This window comes from Amycolatopsis sp. NPDC051045 (assembly GCF_040682955.1).
In the GTDB taxonomy this organism is placed as follows: Bacteria; Actinomycetota; Actinomycetes; order Mycobacteriales; family Pseudonocardiaceae; genus Amycolatopsis.
In genome coordinates, this window is record NZ_JBFBCC010000002.1 from 44572 (window position 1) to 63192 (window position 18621).

Sequence of the window (18621 nt, forward strand, 5' to 3'; positions counted from 1 at the left end):
CTTAACGAATCACCGACACGTGTCGCCGCGTCGCCGGAATGGCCTCACCCCGGAAACGCTGTGTCACCAGTGGAAGTCACCAGTGGAAGCCGCGCGAAAGCCGGGCCAGCGCCATCGCCGCGCGCGAGAGGTGTTTCTCGCCACGTCCGATCTTCAGTTCCCCCGAACCGCCCGCCGCGGCCGAATCCGGGAAGATCCGGAAACCCTGGTACGCGACGGCGTCGGTGAGGCCCGGCGTGAGCGTGTAGGCCAGCCCGATCGCCTGCCCGGCCGGGGTGCCGATGTGCTTCGGCCGTTCGACGAGCGCCTTCATCACCATGTCCGCGGCCTGTTCCGGTGACTTCGTCGGGAACGCGTCGTAGATCTTCGTCGGGCGGATCATCGGGGTGCGCACCAGCGGCATGTGGATCGTGGTGAACGTGATCCCGTCGCCGTGCGTCTCGGTCGCCGCGATGCGCGAGAAGTAGTCCAGAGCCGCCTTCGACGCCGCGTACGCCGAGAAGCGCGGCGCGATGCCCTGCACGCCGATCGACGACACGTTCACGATGTGCCCGAACTTCCGCTCCGACATGTGCGGCAGCACCGCGAGGATCAGCCGGACCGCGCCGAAGTAGTTGATCGCCATCGCGCGCTCGTAGTCGTGCATCCGGTCGTAGGACAGCCTGATCGACCGGCGGATCGACCGGCCGGCGTTGTTGACGAGCATGTCGATCCGGCCGTGCTCGGCCAGCATCGCGTCGACGGCCTTGCGCACCGAGTCCTCGTCGGTCAGGTCCGCCGGGTACACCGACGCCGTGCCGCCGGCGGCGACGATCTCGTCGCGGACCTCTTCGAGTTCGTGCTGGCGGCGCGCGACGAGCAACGGAACCCCACCTGCCGCCGCCACCTTCAACGCGGTCGCGCGGCCGATGCCCGAGGACGCGCCGGTGATGATCACGCGGCGGCCGTCCAGCTCGCCGCGCGGGCCGTGCTTGCGCGCGCGGAAGGGGTCGAGGTGCTCGCGCCAGTAGCGCCACAGCGTCGGCGCGTACTCCTCCAGCCGGGGGACCTCGACGGTGCCGGCCAGCGCCTTGCGCGTCTCGGCCGAGGAGAACACCGACGGGAACGCCATGGTGTCCAGCAGCACCGGCGGGATGCCGAAGCGCTCCAGCACGGCGTCGCGGGCGATGGTGACGCCGGGGATGTGCTCGGTCAGCTTGACCAGCCCGATGATCCGCTTCGAGAGGCCTTCGCCCAGCTGCACGGTGATCGTCGGCGCGCCCGCGGCCCTCGCGAAGGCGTTGTACACCGAGACGACCGGCTGCGGCTCGGGGTTGACCAGGTGGAAGGCGTGGCCGTCGAGCCCGGGCTTCACCACCAGCTCCAGCAGCGCCTTCGCGACGTAGTCGACCGGGACGATGTTGGTGTCGCCGAGGTCCGGGCCGACGACCGGCAGCACGTCCGGCAGCCCGGCGAGCCGGTTGATCGCGGGGAAGAGGTAGTACGGGCCGTCGATCTTGTCCATCTCGCCGGTCTCGGAGTGCCCGACGACGACGGCGGGCCGGTAGACCCGCCACGGCACCTCGTCCTGTTCGCGGACGATCTTCTCGGCTTCGAACTTGGTCCGGTGGTACGGCGTGACCAGCCGCTGCCCGGCGTCGAACATCTCCTCCGTGAACACGCCTTCGTGGTCGCCCGCGACGGCCACCGACGACACGTGGTGCAGGCAGCCCGCACGCAGGTCCGCGGCGAGGTCGACGACGGCCCGGGTGCCGTCCACATTGGCCTTGATGCTGGCTTCGTCGTCGGCGGTGAGGTCGTAGAGCGCGGCGAGGTGCACGACGTGGTCGACACCGCCGCGCAGCTCGTCGCGGTCGGCTTCGGACACGCCGAGCAGCGGCTCGCCGAGGTCGCCGGTGATCAGCGTGACGCGGTCGGAGTGCGGCCACTGGTCGACCAACGCGGCCAGCTTGGCCCGCGAGGACGCGCGCACGACGAGTGCGACGCGGTCGTCGTCGGGGCGGGAGAGCAGCAGCCGGGTGAAGTGACGCCCGATCAATCCGGTCGCCCCGGTCACCAAGAACGTCGCCATGGTCTTCACACCTCTCACCGCACCGCCCGGACCCTGGGCATTCTGCTGCATGACGACGTCAGTGACCACCGTGTCGAAACGTGATGTTACCCACGAGTAACTTAGGCCGGGTCCGCGATGACGACGCGGTTCTCTTCGTAGCCGTACGTGCCGCCGACCCAGCGACCGCCGCACGTGACCAGCACCACGCGGTGCGGACCGGACTGGCCGAACAGGTCGTCGGCCCGGGCGGCCAGGTCGTTCTTGTGCACCGTGACCAGCTGGGCGATCCGGTAGCGCCACGTCTTGCCCGCACTGTCCACAATGGTCACGACGTCATCGATCCCGGCCGTCCACAGCTCGGCGAACGGCCCCGTCGCGCCCCGCCAGTTCACGTGCCCGGCGAAGACGCTCGCCCCGCCGGCCGCGTCGAGCTCGGCGCCCCACCACGTTGCCTGGCCGAGGTCCTCCGGGATCGGCAGCTCGCCGCCCGGGCCGAGGTCCTTGCGCACGAGCGCGGCCGTCCCGCCGTCGGGCAGCCGGAGGGTGCCCGGCCGCTGCGGCGGCGGGGACGGCGGTGGCGCCGCCGACGTCGGCGGCGGCGTCCGGGCGGCCGGAGCCGCGGGGGCGCGGACGGTCGGTGGCGGGGACGGTGACGCGGCCGCGGCCGCGGCGGCACCCGAGGCCGGCAGCGCCGTGCCGGCCACGACGGCCACGGGCGGCGAGGTGACCGCGGCGGCGCCGAACTGGACCGTGAGCACCGTCGCCGCGCCGAGGGTGAAGCCGGCGAGCAGCCGGCCGCGACCCCTCGTCGCCGGCGGGAAGACCGCCGAGTGGCGGCCGTCGCCCAGCCGGCTGTCGTCCGGCCACTCGTCGTGCCAGCCGGGCCGGTTGTCGTCCGGCCACTCGTCGCCGTAGTGCTGCCTATTCGTGCCTGCCATGCCGGTTACCTGCGCGACGCCCGCCGCGCGGCGAAGCCGGTCAGTCCGGCGCCCAGCAGCACGAGCAGGGCGAGCCCGGCCAGGCCCGGCACGGAGTAGCGCGTTTCGACCACGCCCCGCGCCTGCGCCACCGGCTGGTCGCCGGCCGGGATCGCGCGCGGCACCTCGTTCGGCTTGTTCGTCACGGTCAGGGCGAGGGTCTCGCCGGGCCGCACCGTGCCGCACGCCGACGGCGGGTTCTTCGGGTCGTAGGCGTTCGTGTAGCCCGGCGGCGGGCTCGCCTCCACGACGCAGATCTCCTGCGGCGCACGAAGGTTCTCGACCGTGACGCCGCCGGTCTTGCCGTCGGTGGTCACGACCGCGGGCTTGCCGTCGGCGCCGGTGAGCGGCTTGCCGTCCTGGCCGAGCGCGGGCGAGGTCTTGTCCGTGCCGGTGATCCGCAGGACGGCGCCGCCGACGCCCTTGCCGGAGTTCGCGTCGGTCTTGGTCACCGCGACCTTGCCCGGCTTGGCGATCGCGACGACGCCCTGCGCCGTCAGTTCCTTCTCGCCGCCGGTGGAGACGACGCGCTGGGTCTTGATGTCGACGGGCACCCGCACGTAGGGCCGGTCGGCCGGAGCGGACAGGGACGCCTTCAGCCTCGGCTTGTCGCCGGCCGGGGTCAGCTTCACCCGCACGGTGCCGTCGGCGTCCGTCTTGAGCGTGACGCTCTTGGCGGCGCCCTGCGGGCTCGAGTTCCCGGCGGCGGAATCCGCTTTCTCGTCGCCGAGGGTGGCGGCGGTCGCGGTCAGCTTCACCGGGACGTCCGGGACGCCCCGGCCCTTGGCGTTCTTCACGGTGACCGTCCACTCGGCGGCCTCGCCGGGGTGCTGGTCGCCCTTCGGCGTGGTCATCGACGCGGTCCACGGGCCGCGCCCGGCCTCGGCCTCGGTGCGCATCCGCTCGACGGCCGCTTTGGCGTCCGCGGGCAGCCGCTCGAGGTGGTAGTTCGCGTCGTAGCCGATCTTGTCGTAAGTGAGCGAGGAGTCCAGGTCGGCCGGCGTGCGCGGGGCGGCGGTCCACGAGTGCAGCAGGTGGGCGAGCGCCGCGGCTTCGTCCGGCTTCTTCGTGGCGCCGTAGCGCAGCAGCAGGTAGGAGATGTTCGCCGCCTGGTCGGCGGGCAGCTTCGTGCCCCACTTCGTGAGCAGCTCGTCGCCCGGCTTGTACGGCTCGTCGGTGTCGGGGGCGCGCAGCTGGAAGCTCACGCAGAAGACCTGCTCCCCGCCGAGGACGTACGAGCCGAGCCAGTCGTGGTCCGGTCGCGGGTGCATGTCCTGGCCCGGTTCGACCGGGTAGCCGATGCCTTCCTGGCCGGCGGCCGCGGCCGGGGCGGCGCCTACCGTGGCGGAAAGCGTGCCGAGCAGGGTCGCGGCGACCAGGCCGGTGAGCGCGCGGACGCCCGCGCGCGGGCGTGTTGACCACCCCATGGTGTCAATGCTCCTTCGTTCGACGCGCGGGAGCGCCCGCGCGTCTCTGCAGGTCACACGACTGATCAGGTCCCCGACACGCATTCGGTGAACGTCCGAGCACGCGAAGTGAGCGTCGCGCCAAGGGGGTGGGACTGTCTACCGCTCTTCGGGTGGCTGTCGCCGAACGGCCGTGACCCGCGTCGCTTACCGTGTCTGCCGGAGCCGGTGGGCGTCCGTCGAGTAAAGTCGTCTTTACTCGACGGGAACCGCTTGTCCCCGGCGGTCGTTGAACCCGATGCAGCGATGATCCACGAAGCAGCAGATCCAGGAGGATCAGGTGCGTTCCAGTAGCAACCCGGCGTTCCGCAACCTGCCCCACGGCGGAACCCAGACTTATGGGCAGTACGGGCCCCCGGTGGGCTTCAACCAACCCCAGGGCGGCGTGCCCGGGTACGGCCCCGGGCAGACCGCCTCCGGCGAAGGCGACCGCCCGATGACCGTCGACGACGTCGTCGTCAAGACGGGCATGTCCCTCGGCGTCGCGCTGCTCGTCGGAGTGATCACGGCGATCTGGGCGCAGACCGAGCTGACCGAAACCGGCCGGCTGTCCGGCGCGCTCATCGGCGCGATGCTCGGTGGCCTCATCGTCGGGCTCGTCATCTCGCTGGTCATCATCTTCCGCCAGAAGCCCAGCGGCGCCCTGACGCTGACGTACTCGGCCGCCGAAGGCCTCTTCCTCGGCGCGCTGAGCGGCGTGTTCGAGGTGATCTACCCCGGCATCGCGCTGCAGGCGATCATCGGCACCGCAGGGGTCTTCATCGGCATGCTGGTGGTCTACAAGACCGGCGCGGTGAAGGTCACGCCCAAGCTGACCAAGTGGATCGTCGGTGCCGTCGTCGGTGTCGCGATCCTGATGCTGTTCAACCTGATCAGCTCGCTGGTCTTCGGCTTCAACCCGCTGCGCGACGGCGGTCCGCTGGCCATCGCCTTCAGCCTCCTCTGCATCGGCATCGCGGCCTTCAGCTTCCTGCTCGACTTCGACCAGGCGGACCGGATGATCCGCGAGGGCATGCCGTCGAAGTGGGCCTGGTACACCGCGTTCGGCCTGATGACGACGCTGGTCTGGCTGTACCTGGAGATCCTCCGGCTGCTCTCGTACTTCCGCGAGTAACCTGGCTCACAGTTCCGCAGTGAAGGCGCTCCGTAACCGACGGGGCGCCTTTTCTGTCGGTAGTTCGTGCTTTTGTGGACCCCGCTGCCGCCCGCGCTCACCCTGCGTGTTTGATGTGCCGGGTCGGTTTTCATTTCACATGTGTGAGGTTCACAGTGAGCGTTCCCCCTCCGGCCCCCGGGGGCCAGCAGCCGGTGGGTCAGCCCGATCCTTACGGTCCGCCCACGGGCGGCCAGCCGCAGCAGCAGTACGGCCAGCCGGGCCAGTACGGCCCGCCGCCGCAGGGTCAGCCCGGCCAGTACGGTCCGCCGCCCGGCCAGTTCCCGCCCGGGCAGCCCGGCTTCCCGCCCGGCCAGCAGGGGTTCCCGCCCGCGCCGCCGGCTCCGCCGAAGCGCTCGAAGGTCAAGCTGATCGTGGGTGGCATCGGCGCGATCGTGGTGATCGCGCTGGTCATCGTGGGGATCGTCTCCTTCATGAAGTCGCCCGCCACCTCCAACGCCGGTGACTGCCTCACGATCACCGAGTTCACCCAGGGCGGCGACGACCCGGCGAAGGCCGACTGCAACGACCCCAAGGCGAACGTGAAGATCGCCAAGAAGCTGGACAGCGCTTCCGACGACTGCCCCGGCGGCTCCGGCGGCGGCTACGACACCTACTCGGTCAGCGGCCGCAGCTCGTACAAGCTGTGCCTGATGATCAACGCGAAGCAGGGCGACTGCCTGGCGAACTTCACGTCGCAGACCAAGGGCTACCTGAAGGTGCCGTGCACCGACCCGAGCAAGGACGGTGAGCTCGTCAAGGTCGTGGCGGGTCAAGCCGACAAGAACGTCTGCGAGGGCACCGACGCCACGCGCGTCGCGGTGTACCCGGAGCCCGCGACGACGATGTGCGTCAAAACGAACGAATAACCACCGGCTTCACGAAGGCCTCCTCGCCACGCCGGCGAGGGGGCCTTCGCCGCGTTCAGGGGTACCGGATTGCTCCGTTGGTCGCACAGTGTGTTCGTCCCACACTGTGCGACGGGCTGCGACGGGCCCGTCACCGGACATAACTTTGATCGTCCTGCCCGCCCGAGCCTGGAGTACCGGTGGCGACGACCGAATCCCCGATCGGTGACAAGAAGTTCCTCGATTTCCCCACGTCCTGCGCCGCGCCCGTGCCGCGGCCCGAAGATCCCGTCCGCGTGGTCCCGCTGGCCGTCGCGGGCGTCCTCGCGGCCGGGCTGACCTGGTACGTCTGGGCGAGCCAAGGCGCCAAGTTCGGCGTGCTCCTGCTGCTCGGCCTCGGGCTCGGGCTGGCGTTGTTCCACTCGCGGTTCGGCTTCACGTCGGCGTGGCGGCAGCTGATCGCCGTCGGCAACGGCCAGGGCCTGCGGGCCCACACCCTCCTGCTCGGCACCGCCGCGACGCTCATCGCGCTGATCGCGGGCACCGGCAGCGGGCTCTTCGGCAGCAAGCCGGCGCCGACGGCGGGCGCGCTCGGCCTCGCCCTCTTCGTCGGCGCGACGCTCTTCGCGATCGGCATGCAGCTCGGCGGCGCGTGCGCGTCCGGGACGCTGTTCGCGGTCGGCTCCGGGCAGTCGGCGATCGTGCTGACCCTCGGCGGCTTCATCGCCGGCTCGGTGCTCTACACGTGGGCGTACCCGGTGCTGTCCGGCTGGCCCGAGCTGAAGGGCGTGCTGCTGGCCGAGCACGTCGGCTGGTTCGGCTCGTGGGCGATCACGATCGCCGTGCTCGCCGCGATCGTGCTGGTGACCCGCGCGGTGCAGCGCCGCCGCACGCCGCCGCCGGTGGACGCCGTCCCGACCGCGCACGGCTTCGCCCGGATCTTCCGCGGCTCCTGGCCGATGCTCGTCGGTGCCGTCGTGCTGGGCGTGCTGGCCGGCGCGGTGTTCCTCGTCTCCGGGGGGATCTGGGGCGTCACGAGCGCGTTTTCGTTGTGGGGCGCGAAAATCCTGCAGGTGTTCGGCCTGCACCCGGAGACGTGGGAGTTCTGGCGGCAGAAGGCCAACGCGACCTCGCTGGCCGGCCCGATCTGGCGGGACAAGACCAGCCTCACCGACATCGGGATCATGATCGGCGCCGCGGTGGCCGCCGCGGCCGCGGGCGCGTGGAAGATCCACAGCTCGATCCCGTGGCGCACGGCGGCCGCGGCGCTCCTCGGCGGCGTCCTGATGGGCGTCGGCGCGCGCATGGCGGGCGGCTGCAACATCGGCGCGTACCTGGGCGGCATCTCCACCGGCAGCCTGCACGGCTGGCTGTGGGGCGTGTTCGCGCTCGGCGGCACGTGGATCGGCCTGAAGCTGCGCCCGCTGTTCGGGCTGGCGAACCCGGAGCCGGCCGACAGCGTCTGCTGAAACCCTGCGGTTCTTGTCGGGGTCCCCCAGTACTCTTGCGACTCGGCGGGATGATGCTGCTGCCGACGTACTTCCTGCTGGTGCGCGGCGAAACGACCCTGCACGCCGGGCTGCTGCTGGCTCCGCAGGGCTTCGGCGCGATGATCATGATGCCGCTCACCGGTGCACCGGCCGACAGGGTCGGGGCGCGGAGGATCGTGCTGCCGGGCATGGTGCTGCTCGTCGGCTCGATGGCGATGCTGACCCAGGTCACCGCGACCACGCCGTACTGGATCCTGCTCTCGGCGTTGTTCGTGATGGGGCTCGGAATGGGCCGCACGATGATGCCGATCACGACGTCGGCCCTGCAGACCCTGTAGCCGAAGGACATGGCCCGCGCGTCCACGGCGACGAACATCGTCCAGCAGACGGCGGGCGCGATCGGCTCGGCGGTGATGGCGACGATCCTGGCGGCCCTGCCGGCGGGCAAGTTCGGCGTCCCGACGGCCCAGGGCCAGCTGGCGGCGACGGCGGCGATCATGAACCCCGCGTCGCACGAAGCGGCGACGGGCCTGGCCGCGGACGCGTTCTCGACGACGTTCTTCTGGTCACTGGTGGTGTTGTGCGTGATCCCGGCGCTGTTCCTCCCGAAGTTGCGCCCGGCCGCCCCGGCCACCGCATCGGAGGACGAAATCACCCCGCCGGTCATGCTCCACTGACGTCGAAGGCCACCACCGGGAACTTCCGGTGGTGGCCTTCGACGTCACGGGGTCAGGAAAGGCGCTCGATGATCAGCGCCATGCCCTGGCCGCCGCCGACGCACATCGTCTCGAGGCCGAACTGCTTGTCGTGGTGCTGCAGGGAGTTGATCAGCGTCGAGGTGATCCGGGCGCCGGTCATGCCGAACGGGTGGCCCACCGCGATCGCGCCGCCGTTGACGTTCAGCCGGTCCAGGTCGATGCCCAGGTCCTGGTACGACGGGATGACCTGCGCCGCGAACGCCTCGTTGATCTCGACCAGGTCGATGTCGCCGATCGACAGCCCCGCGCGCGAAAGTGCCTGCTTGGACGCCTCGACCGGGCCGTAGCCCATGATCTCCGGCGAAAGCCCGGTGACGCCGGTGGACACGATCCGCGCCAGCGGCGTCAGGCCCAGCTCGCGCGCCTTCGTGTCGGACATGACGACCAGCGCCGCCGCGCCGTCGTTGAGCGCGCAGCAGTTGCCCGCCGTGACCCGGCCGTCCGGGCGGAACACCGGCTTCAGGCCGGAGACGCCTTCCACGGTGACGCCGGCGCGCGGGCCGTCGTCCTTCGAGACGACCGTGCCGTCCGGCAGCGTCACCGGGGTGATGTCCTTGGCCCAGAAGCCGTCCGCGATGGCCTTCTCGGCCAGGTTCTGCGAGCGGACGCCGAACTCGTCCATCTCCTCGCGCGTGACGCCCTTCAGTCGCGCCAGGTTCTCCGCGGTTTGGCCCATCGCGATGTAGACGTCCGGGACGTTGCCCTCGGTGCGCGGGTCGGTCCAGCTGTCGGCGCCCGACTCGGCGGTCGCGGCGGTGCGCTGCTCGGCGTCGGCGAACAGCGGGTTGTGCGTGTCGGGCCAGGAGTCCGAGCTGCCCTTCGAGAACCGGGAGACGGTCTCGACGCCGGCCGAGATGAAGACGTCACCCTCGCCCGCCTTGATCGCGTGGAACGCCATCCGGGTGGTCTGCAGGCTGGACGAGCAGTACCGGGTGATGGTGCAGCCGGGCAGGTGGTCGTAGCCCAGTTCGACGGCGACCGCGCGGCCCATGTTGAACCCGGACTCACCGCCCGGCAGGCCGCAGCCCAGCATCAGGTCGTCGATGTCGGCGGGGTCGAGCTGCGGCACCTTGGCCAGCGCCGCTCGGACCATCTGCACGGTCAGGTCGTCGGGCCGCATGCTGACCAGCGAACCCTTGTTGGCGCGGCCGATCGGCGAACGCGCGGTGGAGACGATGACGGCTTCGGGCATGACGTGACACATCCTCGTATCGCGAGCTAAGCGGTTGCTCACATACTGCCGCGTCCCGCGCCCGGGAGAAAGCCGAAGCAGGTGTGAGCTTCTCCGGCGGCTGGCAGGATCGGCGGGGTGGGGAACGAGCTGCACCGGGTGCTGCGGACCAGGACGATCGTGCTGTGGAGCGCCGGGCTGCTGGTGGTGGCCGGGATCGCCGCCGCCGCGCTGCTGACGCTGCTGGGCGGTGGCCGCCCGGAGGACACGGCCCGGCTGGACGCCCTGCGGACCGCCGCCAGCATCGTCGTCGGCACCGGGGGCGCCGCCGCCCTGCTGCTCGCCGCGCGGCGGCAGCGGTCGGCCGAGCTGGACCTGGTGCAGAAGGACCACGACGCCACCGAGCGCCGGATCACCGAGATCTACGGCAAGGCCGCCGACCAGCTCGGCAGCGACAAGGCCCCGGTCCGCCTCGCCGGGCTGTACGCCCTCGAACGGCTGGCCGGCGGGTACGAAGAGCACCGGCAGACGATCGTCAACGTCCTCTGCGCCTACCTGCGGATGCCGTACAAGCACGGGAAGGACGACGAGGAGCTGCAGGTCCGCAAGACCGCCCAGCGCATCCTGCTGCTGCACCTGCGCCCCGGTTCGGAGGGGGAGCCGAACAGCGGTTTCTGGCCCGGCATCGACCTCGACTTCTCCGGGGCGACGCTCGTCGGGCTCACCCTGACGCACTGCTCGATCCGGTCGATCACCTGCTACGGCGCGAAGTTTCTCGAACTGGCCTCGTTCCGCGGCACCGAATTCCGCACCAAAGCCGACTTCAACAAGGCGGAGTTCCGCGACCGGGCCGATTTCCGCGGCACCGTTTTCGGCGGCGAGCTCGAGAGTTTCAACGGCGCCGTTTTCGCAGGTCCGGCCGATTTCGGGAAGAAGTCCGCGGCTCGGCTCGCGGGCGCCGAGGCACAGCTGGGGTTTCCCCGGACCTGGCCGCCGGGCTGGGAAGAACGGCCGATCGCCGATCGTCCGGACCGGGCACAATTGACACGAAAGGACGAACCGGGGCAACCGGCGGCCCGCTAGGATCGTCCCACCAAGAGACGAAGTCGCCATTCCACACGGGAGGTGAACTGGCGATGCTTATCGGTCGGACCGCCTACTGGGCGTCTTTCGCCCTGAAGACGGGGTGCCGCACGGTCATCGACGCCGGGCGGGACCTCCGGGACGGGATGACGGCTCAGCGTGCCGCGGCCCTCGGGCCGGCACCGGTGTGGACGCGCGGCTTGGTGGCCGCCTGAGGTCTTCGCCGGCGGTCCGACCTCGCGCTCGCTGCCCCGGCATCGCCGACGCGCACCCGGAGGCCGCCGGGCCTCGATCCCGCACGAGTGGACAACGCCACCGGTGCGCCGTTTAGGCTGGCGGTCGTGGAGTACGCAGAGCACATCGCCGACCTCGTGGGCAACACCCCCCTGGTCAAGCTGAATTCGTTGACCCAGGGGCTCAAGCCGCTCGTGCTGGCCAAGGTCGAATACCTGAACCCGGGTGGCTCGGTCAAGGACCGCATCGCGCTGCGCATGGTCGAAGCCGCCGAAGCTTCCGGTGAGCTGCGCCCGGGCGGCACGATCGTGGAGCCGACGTCCGGCAACACCGGCGTCGGGCTGGCCATCGTCGCCCAGCGCAAGGGCTACCAGTGCGTGTTCGTCTGCCCGGACAAGGTCAGCGAGGACAAGCGCAACGTGCTCAAGGCGTACGGCGCCCGCGTCGTGGTGTGCCCGACGGCGGTGCCGCCCGAGCACCCGGACTCCTACTACAACGTCTCCGACCGGCTGGTCCGCGAGATCGACGGCGCCTGGAAGCCCAACCAGTACGCCAACCCGCAGAACCCGGAGAGCCACTACCGCTCGACCGGCCCGGAGCTGTGGAAGCAGACCGAGGGCAAGATCACCCACTTCGTCGCGGGCGTCGGCACCGGCGGCACGATCTCCGGTACCGGCCGGTACCTCAAGGAGGTCAGCGACGGCGCCGTGCAGGTGGTCGGCGCCGACCCCGAAGGCTCGGTCTACTCCGGCGGCAGCGGACGCCCGTACCTCGTCGAAGGCGTCGGCGAGGACTTCTGGCCGGACACCTACGACCGGAACATCGCCGACGAAATCATCCCGGTCTCCGACGCCGACTCGTTCCAGGTCACCCGGCGCCTCGCGCTGGAGGAAGGCCTGCTGGTCGGCGGGTCCTGCGGGATGGCCGTCGCCGCCGCGCTGAAGCTCGCCGAGCGGCTCACCGAGGACGACGTCGTGGTCGTGCTGCTGCCCGACGGCGGCCGCGGCTACCTGACGAAGGTGTTCAACGACACCTGGATGTCCTCCTACGGCTTCCTGCCGCCCGACTCCTCCGGCGCGACGGTCGCCGACGTGCTCATGAAGAAGAGCGGTTCGCTGCCCGACCTGGTGCACTCGCACCCCAACGAGACCGTCGCCGAGGCCATCGCGATCCTCTCCGAATTCGACGTGAGCCAGATGCCCGTGGTCAGCGCGGAGCCGCCGGTGATGGCCGCCGAGGTCGTCGGCGCCGTCAACGAGCGTGACCTGCTCGACGCGCTGTTCACCGGCAAGGCGCAGCTGGCCGACCGGCTCGAGCAGCACATGTCCCCGCCGCTGCCGACGATCGGCGGCAGCGAGCAGGTGGGGGCCGCGATGACCGCGCTCGAGGGAGCCGACGGTGCGCTCGTGCTGGTCGACGGCAAGCCGGCCGGGGTCCTCACGCGGCACGATCTCCTGGGCTTCCTGGCCGGTCGCTGACCGGGCCCCGGAAGAGTCTTGATCGGCGGACCCGGCAGGGGCGTTACGAGCGTCCTGCCGGGTGATCCGATAGCGTGGTCGCAAATAGAACACTTTCGCGTCCTCGTCAAGGGGGTTCAAGACCCACATGAGTGCACCGCAGCCACCGAACCAGCCGTGGGGTGGCGGCCAGCCACCTCAGGGCCCGCCGAGTGGCCCCCAGCCGCAGCAGGACAACCCGTTCGGCAGCCCGGAGCCGACCCAGGTGGTGCAGCCCGCACAACCACAGGCCGGCGGTTCCCCGTTCGGGGAGACGCCGGAGCCGACCCAGGTCGTCCAGCCGGGCCACCCGGGTGACGGCGGGGCGGGCGCGACCCAGGCGATGTCGCCGGTCGACGCGAACGCGACCCAGATGGTGAACCCGGTCGGCGGCGGCGACGCCCCGGTCGCGGATTCGACGCAGCTGGTGCCCCCGGGCTCCCAGCCGCCGGCGATCCCGTACACCCCGCCGCCGAGCGCGGCCGACAACCCGGCCGCGGCCTTCGGTCAGCAGTCCGGCGGTTACGGCCAGCAGCCGGGCGGGTTCGGGCAGCCGGGTCAGCAGGGCGGGTTCGGTCAGCAGCCGGGCGGTTACGGCCAGCCGCCGCAGGGCTTCGGCGGGCCGCAGGGCTTCGGTGGCCCGCAGCAGCCCGGCTTCGGCGGTCCGCAGCAGCAGTTCGGCGCGCCTTCCTCGGGCGGCAACGGCTTGTTCGGCTACATCGCCGGCGGCCTGGTCGCCCTGCTGAGCCTGGCCGCGCTGATCATTGCGTTCAACTACATGGGTGACGCGAGCGACTATTCGGCGATCTTCGACCGCGCTCCGAACCAGGCGGCGATCGACAAGGCGCTCGACGCGGCCGGGATCGTCGGTCCGGGCACGGTCTGGTTCTACGTGATCATGATCCTGCTGGCTTCGCTGATCTCGCTGGCCGGCGGCGTCGGGCTGGCGCTCGTGGGCAAGCTGGGCGGCATCCGGAAGTTCGTCCCGATCGCGGTCGTCGCGGGTGGTGCGCTGCTCACGCTCTTCGCCCTGCTGCTCAAGATCGGGATGACGCCGAACGCCGAGACGCTCGCGCAGTCCTCCGCGTCCCAGAAGGACACCTTCGGCCTCGGGCTGCCGCCGCTGATCCTCGGCATCTTCATCCTCATCGTCGGTGTCCTCGGACTCATCCCGGCGACCCGGCAGTTCGTCGGTCTCGGTGGCGGCGGTGCCGCGCCGGGCGGGCCGCAGGGCTTCGGCGGTCCGCCCCAGGGCTTCGGTGGTCCGCAGCAGCAGCCGGGTGGCTACGGCCAGCCGGGCCAGCCGGGCCAGCACGGCCAGCCCGGCGGGTTCGGACAGCAGCAGTCGGGCGGGTTCGGGCAGCAGCCGGGCGGCTACGGCCAGCCGGGGCAGCCGCCGCAGGGTTACGGCCCGCCCCCGGGTTACGGCCAGCCGGGCGGACCCAACCCGTCCAGTGGCGGGTTCGCCCAGCCGTCGAGCGGCGGCTTCCCGCAGCCGGGCCAGCCCCCGCAGCAGCCCGGTGGGTTCGGCCAGCCGGGGCAGCCGCCGCACGGCTACCCGCAGCAGCCGGGGCAGCCGCCGCAGGGCTGGGGCCAGCCGCCGGGGCAGCAGGGCCCGCCGAGCGGTGGGTTCGGCCAGCCCGGCCAGCCCCCGCAGCAGCAGTGGTGAACTAGTACACCCATTCGTGCCCCGGAGCCAATTCGGCTCCGGGGCACGCTGCATTTATAGTCGAATACGCAATTGTCCGAAAAGGACAAAAGCCGAGTAGCGCTTGCGCTGTGATCGCGTGACAGTATTTATGCCGTTACCGCACAAAAATGATCTTGGGTTCCGCCGTCCGGCCGAATTCCGTTCTTTTTCCGGACTGCATCCCCCAATTCGGACTAAGGTGAGCGCCGTCGTCCCGCGCTCGGCTGATGGGGGAGTTGTGACCGGTCCGCACGGATACCCGGTGTCGCATTCGCATTCGTATTCATCGACTCGGCCATCCGGCGTAACGGCGGTCCTCGCCGGGGTGCTCGGATTTCCGGCCGCGGTCGCCGCGGGATATGTGCCGGTCAAGATCTTCCTCGACATGCCCGCCGAATTCAGCCTCGGCGCGCTGCCGGGCTGGGTCCTGGTGGACCTCGCCGGCTACCTCGTGGCGGGACTCGTGCTGCTGCTCGGCTCGCTGGCGACGCTGTTCCGCGCGACGGCGGGTGCGGTCCTGCTCGGCCTCGGGGCGCTGCTGGCGATCGGCGCCCTGCTGACCGAGCCGCTGTCGGTGGGCGTGCCGCCGGCCCGGTTCGCCGACGCGATGTTCACCCACGGCGGGTTCGCCATGGCCGACCGCGTCGGCCTCGCCGCGCTGGCGGTGCTCGTGCTGGTGCTGGCGTTCCTGCCGCCGACGTTCCGGTACCTGCGCTACCGCGCCTCCGTCCTGCCCGTCCTCTCGGGACAGGGCGCCTATTCGCCGCGGAGCTGGTGAGCGGCCGTCGAAGGCGTCGTGGCGCTGCCGGTGCTCGCGGGCGCTGCCGGTCACCCGCCGGTGGACACGCTACTGAGATCCGTCCCACCTGACGGGAATGTCAGGGCCGGCCCGTACGCTGAACCAATGGTGGACGACTACTCCGTACTGGGTTTCGAGACGCGCGCGATCCATGCCGGTCAGAAGCCCGACCCCCGCACCGGCTCGGTCATCGTGCCGATCTACCAGACCTCGACCTACGCGCAGGACGGCGTGGGCGGGACCCGCGAGGGCGACTACGAGTACTCGCGCACCGCGAACCCGACCCGTTCGGCGCTGGAGGAGGCGCTGGCCTCGCTGGAAGGCGGCCGGCACGCGCTGGCCTTCGCGTCCGGCATGGCCGCCTCCGACGTGGTGTTGCGCAGTACCCTCCGCCCCGGTGACCACCTCGTGCTCGGCAACGACGCGTACGGCGGCACGTTCCGCCTGATCGACAAGGTGCTCAGCCTGTGGGGCGTCGAGCACACCGTCGCCGACCTCGCCGACCTCGACGAGGTGCGCGCGGCCATCCGGCCCGAGACCAAGCTGATCTGGTGCGAGTCGCCGACCAACCCGATGCTCGGCATCGCCGACATCGCCGCGCTGGCCGGCGTCGCGCACGACGCCGGCGCCCGCCTGGTGGTCGACAACACCTTCGCGACGCCGTACCTGCAGAACCCGCTGGCCCTGGGCGCGGACATCGTCCTGCACTCGACGACGAAGTACCTCGGCGGCCACTCCGACGTCGTCGGCGGCGCGATCATCACCAACGAGGACGAGCTGCGCGAGCAGTTCTTCTACCTGCGCAACGCGGCGGGCGCGGTGCCGGGGCCGTTCGACGCCTGGCTGACGCTGCGTGGCATCAAGACGCTCGCCCTGCGCATGGAGCGGCACAGCGACAACGCCGAGCTCATCGTGCAGGCGCTGGTCAAGCACCCGAAGGTGGCGAAGGTCTACTACCCGGGCCTGCCGGAGCACCCGGGCCACGAAACCGCGGCGAAGCAGATGCGCCGCTTCGGCGGAATGGTGTCGTTCAGCCACGCGGACGGCGAGCAGGCGGCGCTGGAGGTGGCTTCGCGCACGAAGCTGTTCATCCTCGCTGAGTCGCTCGGTGGCATCGAGTCGCTGATCGAGCACCCGGGCAAGATGACCCACGCGAGCACGGCGGGCTCGACCCTCCAGGTCCCGGCCGACCTCCTCCGCCTTTCGGTCGGCATCGAGGACGGCCGCGACCTGGTCGCGGACCTGCTGACCGCACTGGGCTGAGGCTCAAGCACCCACGTCGAGGCCGCCGCCGTAGAGACGGTCCACCCGGAGCCGGATGACCACGCGGCGGTCCTCGACCATGTTCCGCAGGAACGCGGCCTCGTCCTCGGGGTCGCTGAACGGCGCCTGCATGGCGAGCAGCTCCCGGCCGGTCTCGTCCCCCGGCACCGCGCTCACCGGCGACACCTCGGCCACGCCCTCCGCGACGGCGAAGGCCAGGTGGTCGTCGCTGCTGACGTAGAGCGACGCGTGCGGGTCACGGGCGAGCTGGCGGACCTTCGCGCGCCCCGCCGTGGACCCGATCCGCACCACGCGCTCGTCCGGATCCCAGGCGTAGGCGACCGTGGACAGGTGCGGGAAGCCGCCGCGGTTGACCGTGGCCAGCGCGCCCAGGCTGTGGGTCCCCAGCAGCCGGCTGGACGCTTCTTCGGTGGGCTTGGCGGGGCCGGGACCGCGGCCCGGCTCGTAAACAGTGGTCACCCGATGATCATCGGGGACGGGCGCACCCCGCGGAAGAAGGCACTTTCGTGTTCCCCGGGCACATCGGGGTAACCCACCAAATCAGGGGTTGTAGTTGCCGTGCCCGGCGCCGCCGGTCGCCGGGGTGCCGGTGGCCGGCAGGTTCGAGCCGTCGACGCAGCCGCCGACCAGTTCGACGTGGCTGTCGTGGCGGATGTACTGGGCCGGGGCGCCGCAGCTCGCGTTGTCCACGGTGAGGTACGCGGCGCCGGTGAGCGCGGCGGCCGAGGCCAGCCCGATCACGAGCGGGAGCAGGCCGGCGGAGCGGGTGGCGCGAGCCCGTCGGGCCGTGTTCGCGTCGTTCCCGGGTGCCATGGTTGCTCCTCGTTCACCGCATGTTGACGCGACCCAGGGTACCCGGCTCGCGGTCCGGTCAACCTGTGGAGTTCCTGAGTGGCATCATCCGGGCCATGGAACTCGTCACCCTCGAGCGGATCAAGGCCGCCCGGGAACTCCTGACCGGAGTGACCCGGGTGACGCCGATGGAGCACGCGCGCGACCTGCGCGAACTCCACGGTGGTCCGGTGCACCTGAAGTGCGAAAACCTGCAGCGGACGGGGTCGTTCAAGATCCGCGGCGCCTACACCCGCATCCACGGCCTCACCGCGGCCGAACGCGAGCGGGGCGTCGTCGCGGCCAGTGCCGGCAACCACGCGCAGGGCGTCGCGCTGGCGTCGTCGCTGCTCGGCGCCAAGTCCACCGTCTTCATGCCGCTGCGGGCCCCGCTGCCGAAGCTCGCCGCGACCCGCGGCTACGGCGCCGACGTGCACCTCCACGGCGCGCTGCTGGAGGAGACCCTCGCCGCGGCGATCGAGTTCGGCGAGCGGACCGGGGCGGTGTTCATCCACCCCTTCGACCACCCCGACGTCATCGCCGGCCAGGGCACGGTCGGCCTGGAGATCCTCGAGCAGGTGCCGGGCGTCAAGACGATCCTGGTCGCGACCGGCGGTGGCGGGCTGGTCGGCGGGGTCGCGTCGGCGGTGAAGGCGCAGCGTCCGGACGTCCGCGTCGTCGGCGTCCAGGCCGAAGACGCCGCCGCGTACCCACCGTCGCTGGCCGCGGGCGCGCCGGTGCGGCTGAGCCAGACGTCCACCATGGCGGACGGCATCGCGGTCGGCGAGCCGGGCCCGGTCAGCTTCGCCCACGTCGAGTCGCTGGTCGACGGCATCGTGACGGTGACCGAACAGTTCCTGTCCCGGGCCGTGCTGCTGTGCCTGGAGCGGCGGAAACTGGTGGTCGAGCCGGCCGGCGCGGCGACGGTCGCCGCGCTGCTGCAGCACCCCGGCGCGTTCGAGCCCCCGGTCGTGGCCATCCTGTCCGGCGGCAACGTCGACCCGGTGCTGCTGCTGCAGATCATCCAGCACGGCATGACCGCCGGCGGCCGCTACCTGCACCTGCGGCTGCGGGTCCCGGACCGCCCCGGCTCGCTGGTCGGCGTGCTGTCGTGCGTCAGCGAACTGGGCGCGAACGTGCTCGACGTCGAGCATTCGCGCATCTCCGGCAGCCTCGACCTCGGTGAGGCCGACGTCGTGCTCGCCCTGGAGACCCGCGGCCCGGAGCACTGCAAGGAGGTCGAGGTCGCGCTGACGAACGCGGGCTACACCGTGCTGTAACTCGCCTT

18 protein-coding genes are annotated in these 18621 nt (G+C 71.2%); 12 read left to right on the forward strand and 6 right to left on the reverse strand.

Annotation, left to right across the window (positions count from 1 at the left end; translation table 11 throughout):
- Positions 1-76: 76 nt before the first annotated feature.
- From AB0M80_RS04325 to AB0M80_RS04335, 3 genes are all read right to left on the reverse strand, one after another.
- Complete coding sequence (locus tag AB0M80_RS04325) at positions 77-2071, reverse strand: SDR family oxidoreductase (RefSeq protein ID WP_364558696.1); 1995 nt, start codon at positions 2069-2071, stop codon at positions 77-79.
- Between the two features lie 101 nt (positions 2072-2172).
- The gene (locus AB0M80_RS04330; protein WP_364558699.1) at positions 2173-2991 is read right to left on the reverse strand and encodes a class F sortase; all 819 of its coding nucleotides are present in this window, start codon (positions 2989-2991) and stop codon (positions 2173-2175) included.
- A gap of 5 nt (positions 2992-2996) precedes the next feature.
- Positions 2997-4457: a hypothetical protein gene (locus AB0M80_RS04335; protein ID WP_364558701.1), complete on the reverse strand. Its 1461-nt coding sequence runs from the start codon at positions 4455-4457 to the stop codon at positions 2997-2999.
- Between the two features lie 319 nt (positions 4458-4776).
- Here AB0M80_RS04335 and AB0M80_RS04340 point away from each other — a divergent pair, with 319 nt between their 5' ends.
- The 5 genes from AB0M80_RS04340 to AB0M80_RS04360 all read left to right on the forward strand — a co-directional run bounded on the left by AB0M80_RS04340 (position 4777) and on the right by AB0M80_RS04360 (position 8664).
- Positions 4777-5610 carry a Bax inhibitor-1/YccA family protein gene (locus tag AB0M80_RS04340; RefSeq protein WP_364558703.1) on the forward strand — a complete coding sequence of 278 codons (834 nt, stop codon included), beginning with the start codon at positions 4777-4779 and terminating at the stop codon, positions 5608-5610.
- Positions 5611-5765: 155 nt separating this feature from the next.
- Complete coding sequence (locus AB0M80_RS04345) at positions 5766-6518, forward strand: hypothetical protein (protein WP_364558706.1); 753 nt, start codon at positions 5766-5768, stop codon at positions 6516-6518.
- A gap of 179 nt (positions 6519-6697) precedes the next feature.
- Entirely contained in the window at positions 6698-7966 is a 1269-nt protein-coding gene (locus tag AB0M80_RS04350) for a YeeE/YedE family protein (protein WP_364558709.1), read from the forward strand.
- A 50-nt stretch (positions 7967-8016) separates the two neighbouring features.
- On the forward strand, positions 8017-8325 hold the full coding sequence (locus tag AB0M80_RS04355) for an MFS transporter (protein ID WP_364558712.1): 309 nt from the start codon (positions 8017-8019) through the stop codon (positions 8323-8325).
- Between the two features lie 9 nt (positions 8326-8334).
- Positions 8335-8664 carry a hypothetical protein gene (locus AB0M80_RS04360; RefSeq protein ID WP_364558713.1) on the forward strand — a complete coding sequence of 110 codons (330 nt, stop codon included), beginning with the start codon at positions 8335-8337 and terminating at the stop codon, positions 8662-8664.
- 52 nt (positions 8665-8716) lie between these two features.
- On the opposite strand, the gene AB0M80_RS04365 is transcribed toward AB0M80_RS04360, so the two are convergent.
- Positions 8717-9937, reverse strand: a complete 1221-nt coding sequence (locus tag AB0M80_RS04365; RefSeq protein ID WP_364558716.1) for an acetyl-CoA C-acetyltransferase — start codon at positions 9935-9937, stop codon at positions 8717-8719.
- A gap of 117 nt (positions 9938-10054) precedes the next feature.
- Here AB0M80_RS04365 and AB0M80_RS04370 point away from each other — a divergent pair, with 117 nt between their 5' ends.
- The 6 genes from AB0M80_RS04370 (at position 10055) to AB0M80_RS04395 (ending at position 16481) form a co-directional block, all read left to right on the forward strand.
- Positions 10055-10999: a pentapeptide repeat-containing protein gene (locus tag AB0M80_RS04370; RefSeq protein WP_364558719.1), complete on the forward strand. Its 945-nt coding sequence runs from the start codon at positions 10055-10057 to the stop codon at positions 10997-10999.
- A 53-nt stretch (positions 11000-11052) separates the two neighbouring features.
- Positions 11053-11214, forward strand: a complete 162-nt coding sequence (locus AB0M80_RS04375) for a hypothetical protein (RefSeq protein WP_364558722.1) — start codon at positions 11053-11055, stop codon at positions 11212-11214.
- A 126-nt stretch (positions 11215-11340) separates the two neighbouring features.
- Entirely contained in the window at positions 11341-12711 is a 1371-nt protein-coding gene (locus AB0M80_RS04380; RefSeq protein WP_364558725.1) for a cystathionine beta-synthase, read from the forward strand.
- Between the two features lie 127 nt (positions 12712-12838).
- Complete coding sequence (locus AB0M80_RS04385) at positions 12839-14398, forward strand: hypothetical protein (protein ID WP_364558728.1); 1560 nt, start codon at positions 12839-12841, stop codon at positions 14396-14398.
- Positions 14399-14744: 346 nt separating this feature from the next.
- Positions 14745-15197, forward strand: a complete 453-nt coding sequence (locus tag AB0M80_RS04390; protein ID WP_364558730.1) for a hypothetical protein — start codon at positions 14745-14747, stop codon at positions 15195-15197.
- Positions 15198-15323: 126 nt separating this feature from the next.
- Positions 15324-16481, forward strand: a complete 1158-nt coding sequence (locus tag AB0M80_RS04395; RefSeq protein ID WP_364558732.1) for a cystathionine gamma-synthase — start codon at positions 15324-15326, stop codon at positions 16479-16481.
- Positions 16482-16484: 3 nt separating this feature from the next.
- Here AB0M80_RS04395 and AB0M80_RS04400 read toward each other — a convergent pair whose 3' ends face one another.
- Both AB0M80_RS04400 and AB0M80_RS04405 read right to left on the reverse strand, forming a co-directional pair.
- Positions 16485-16961, reverse strand: a complete 477-nt coding sequence (locus AB0M80_RS04400) for a TIGR03618 family F420-dependent PPOX class oxidoreductase (RefSeq protein WP_364558735.1) — start codon at positions 16959-16961, stop codon at positions 16485-16487.
- An 81-nt stretch (positions 16962-17042) separates the two neighbouring features.
- Positions 17043-17315, reverse strand: a complete 273-nt coding sequence (locus tag AB0M80_RS04405; RefSeq protein WP_364558738.1) for a hypothetical protein — start codon at positions 17313-17315, stop codon at positions 17043-17045.
- Positions 17316-17410: 95 nt separating this feature from the next.
- Between AB0M80_RS04405 and ilvA the strand changes: the two genes are divergently transcribed.
- Entirely contained in the window at positions 17411-18613 is a 1203-nt protein-coding gene (ilvA, locus tag AB0M80_RS04410; RefSeq protein ID WP_364558740.1) for a threonine ammonia-lyase, read from the forward strand.
- Positions 18614-18621: the final 8 nt, after the last annotated feature.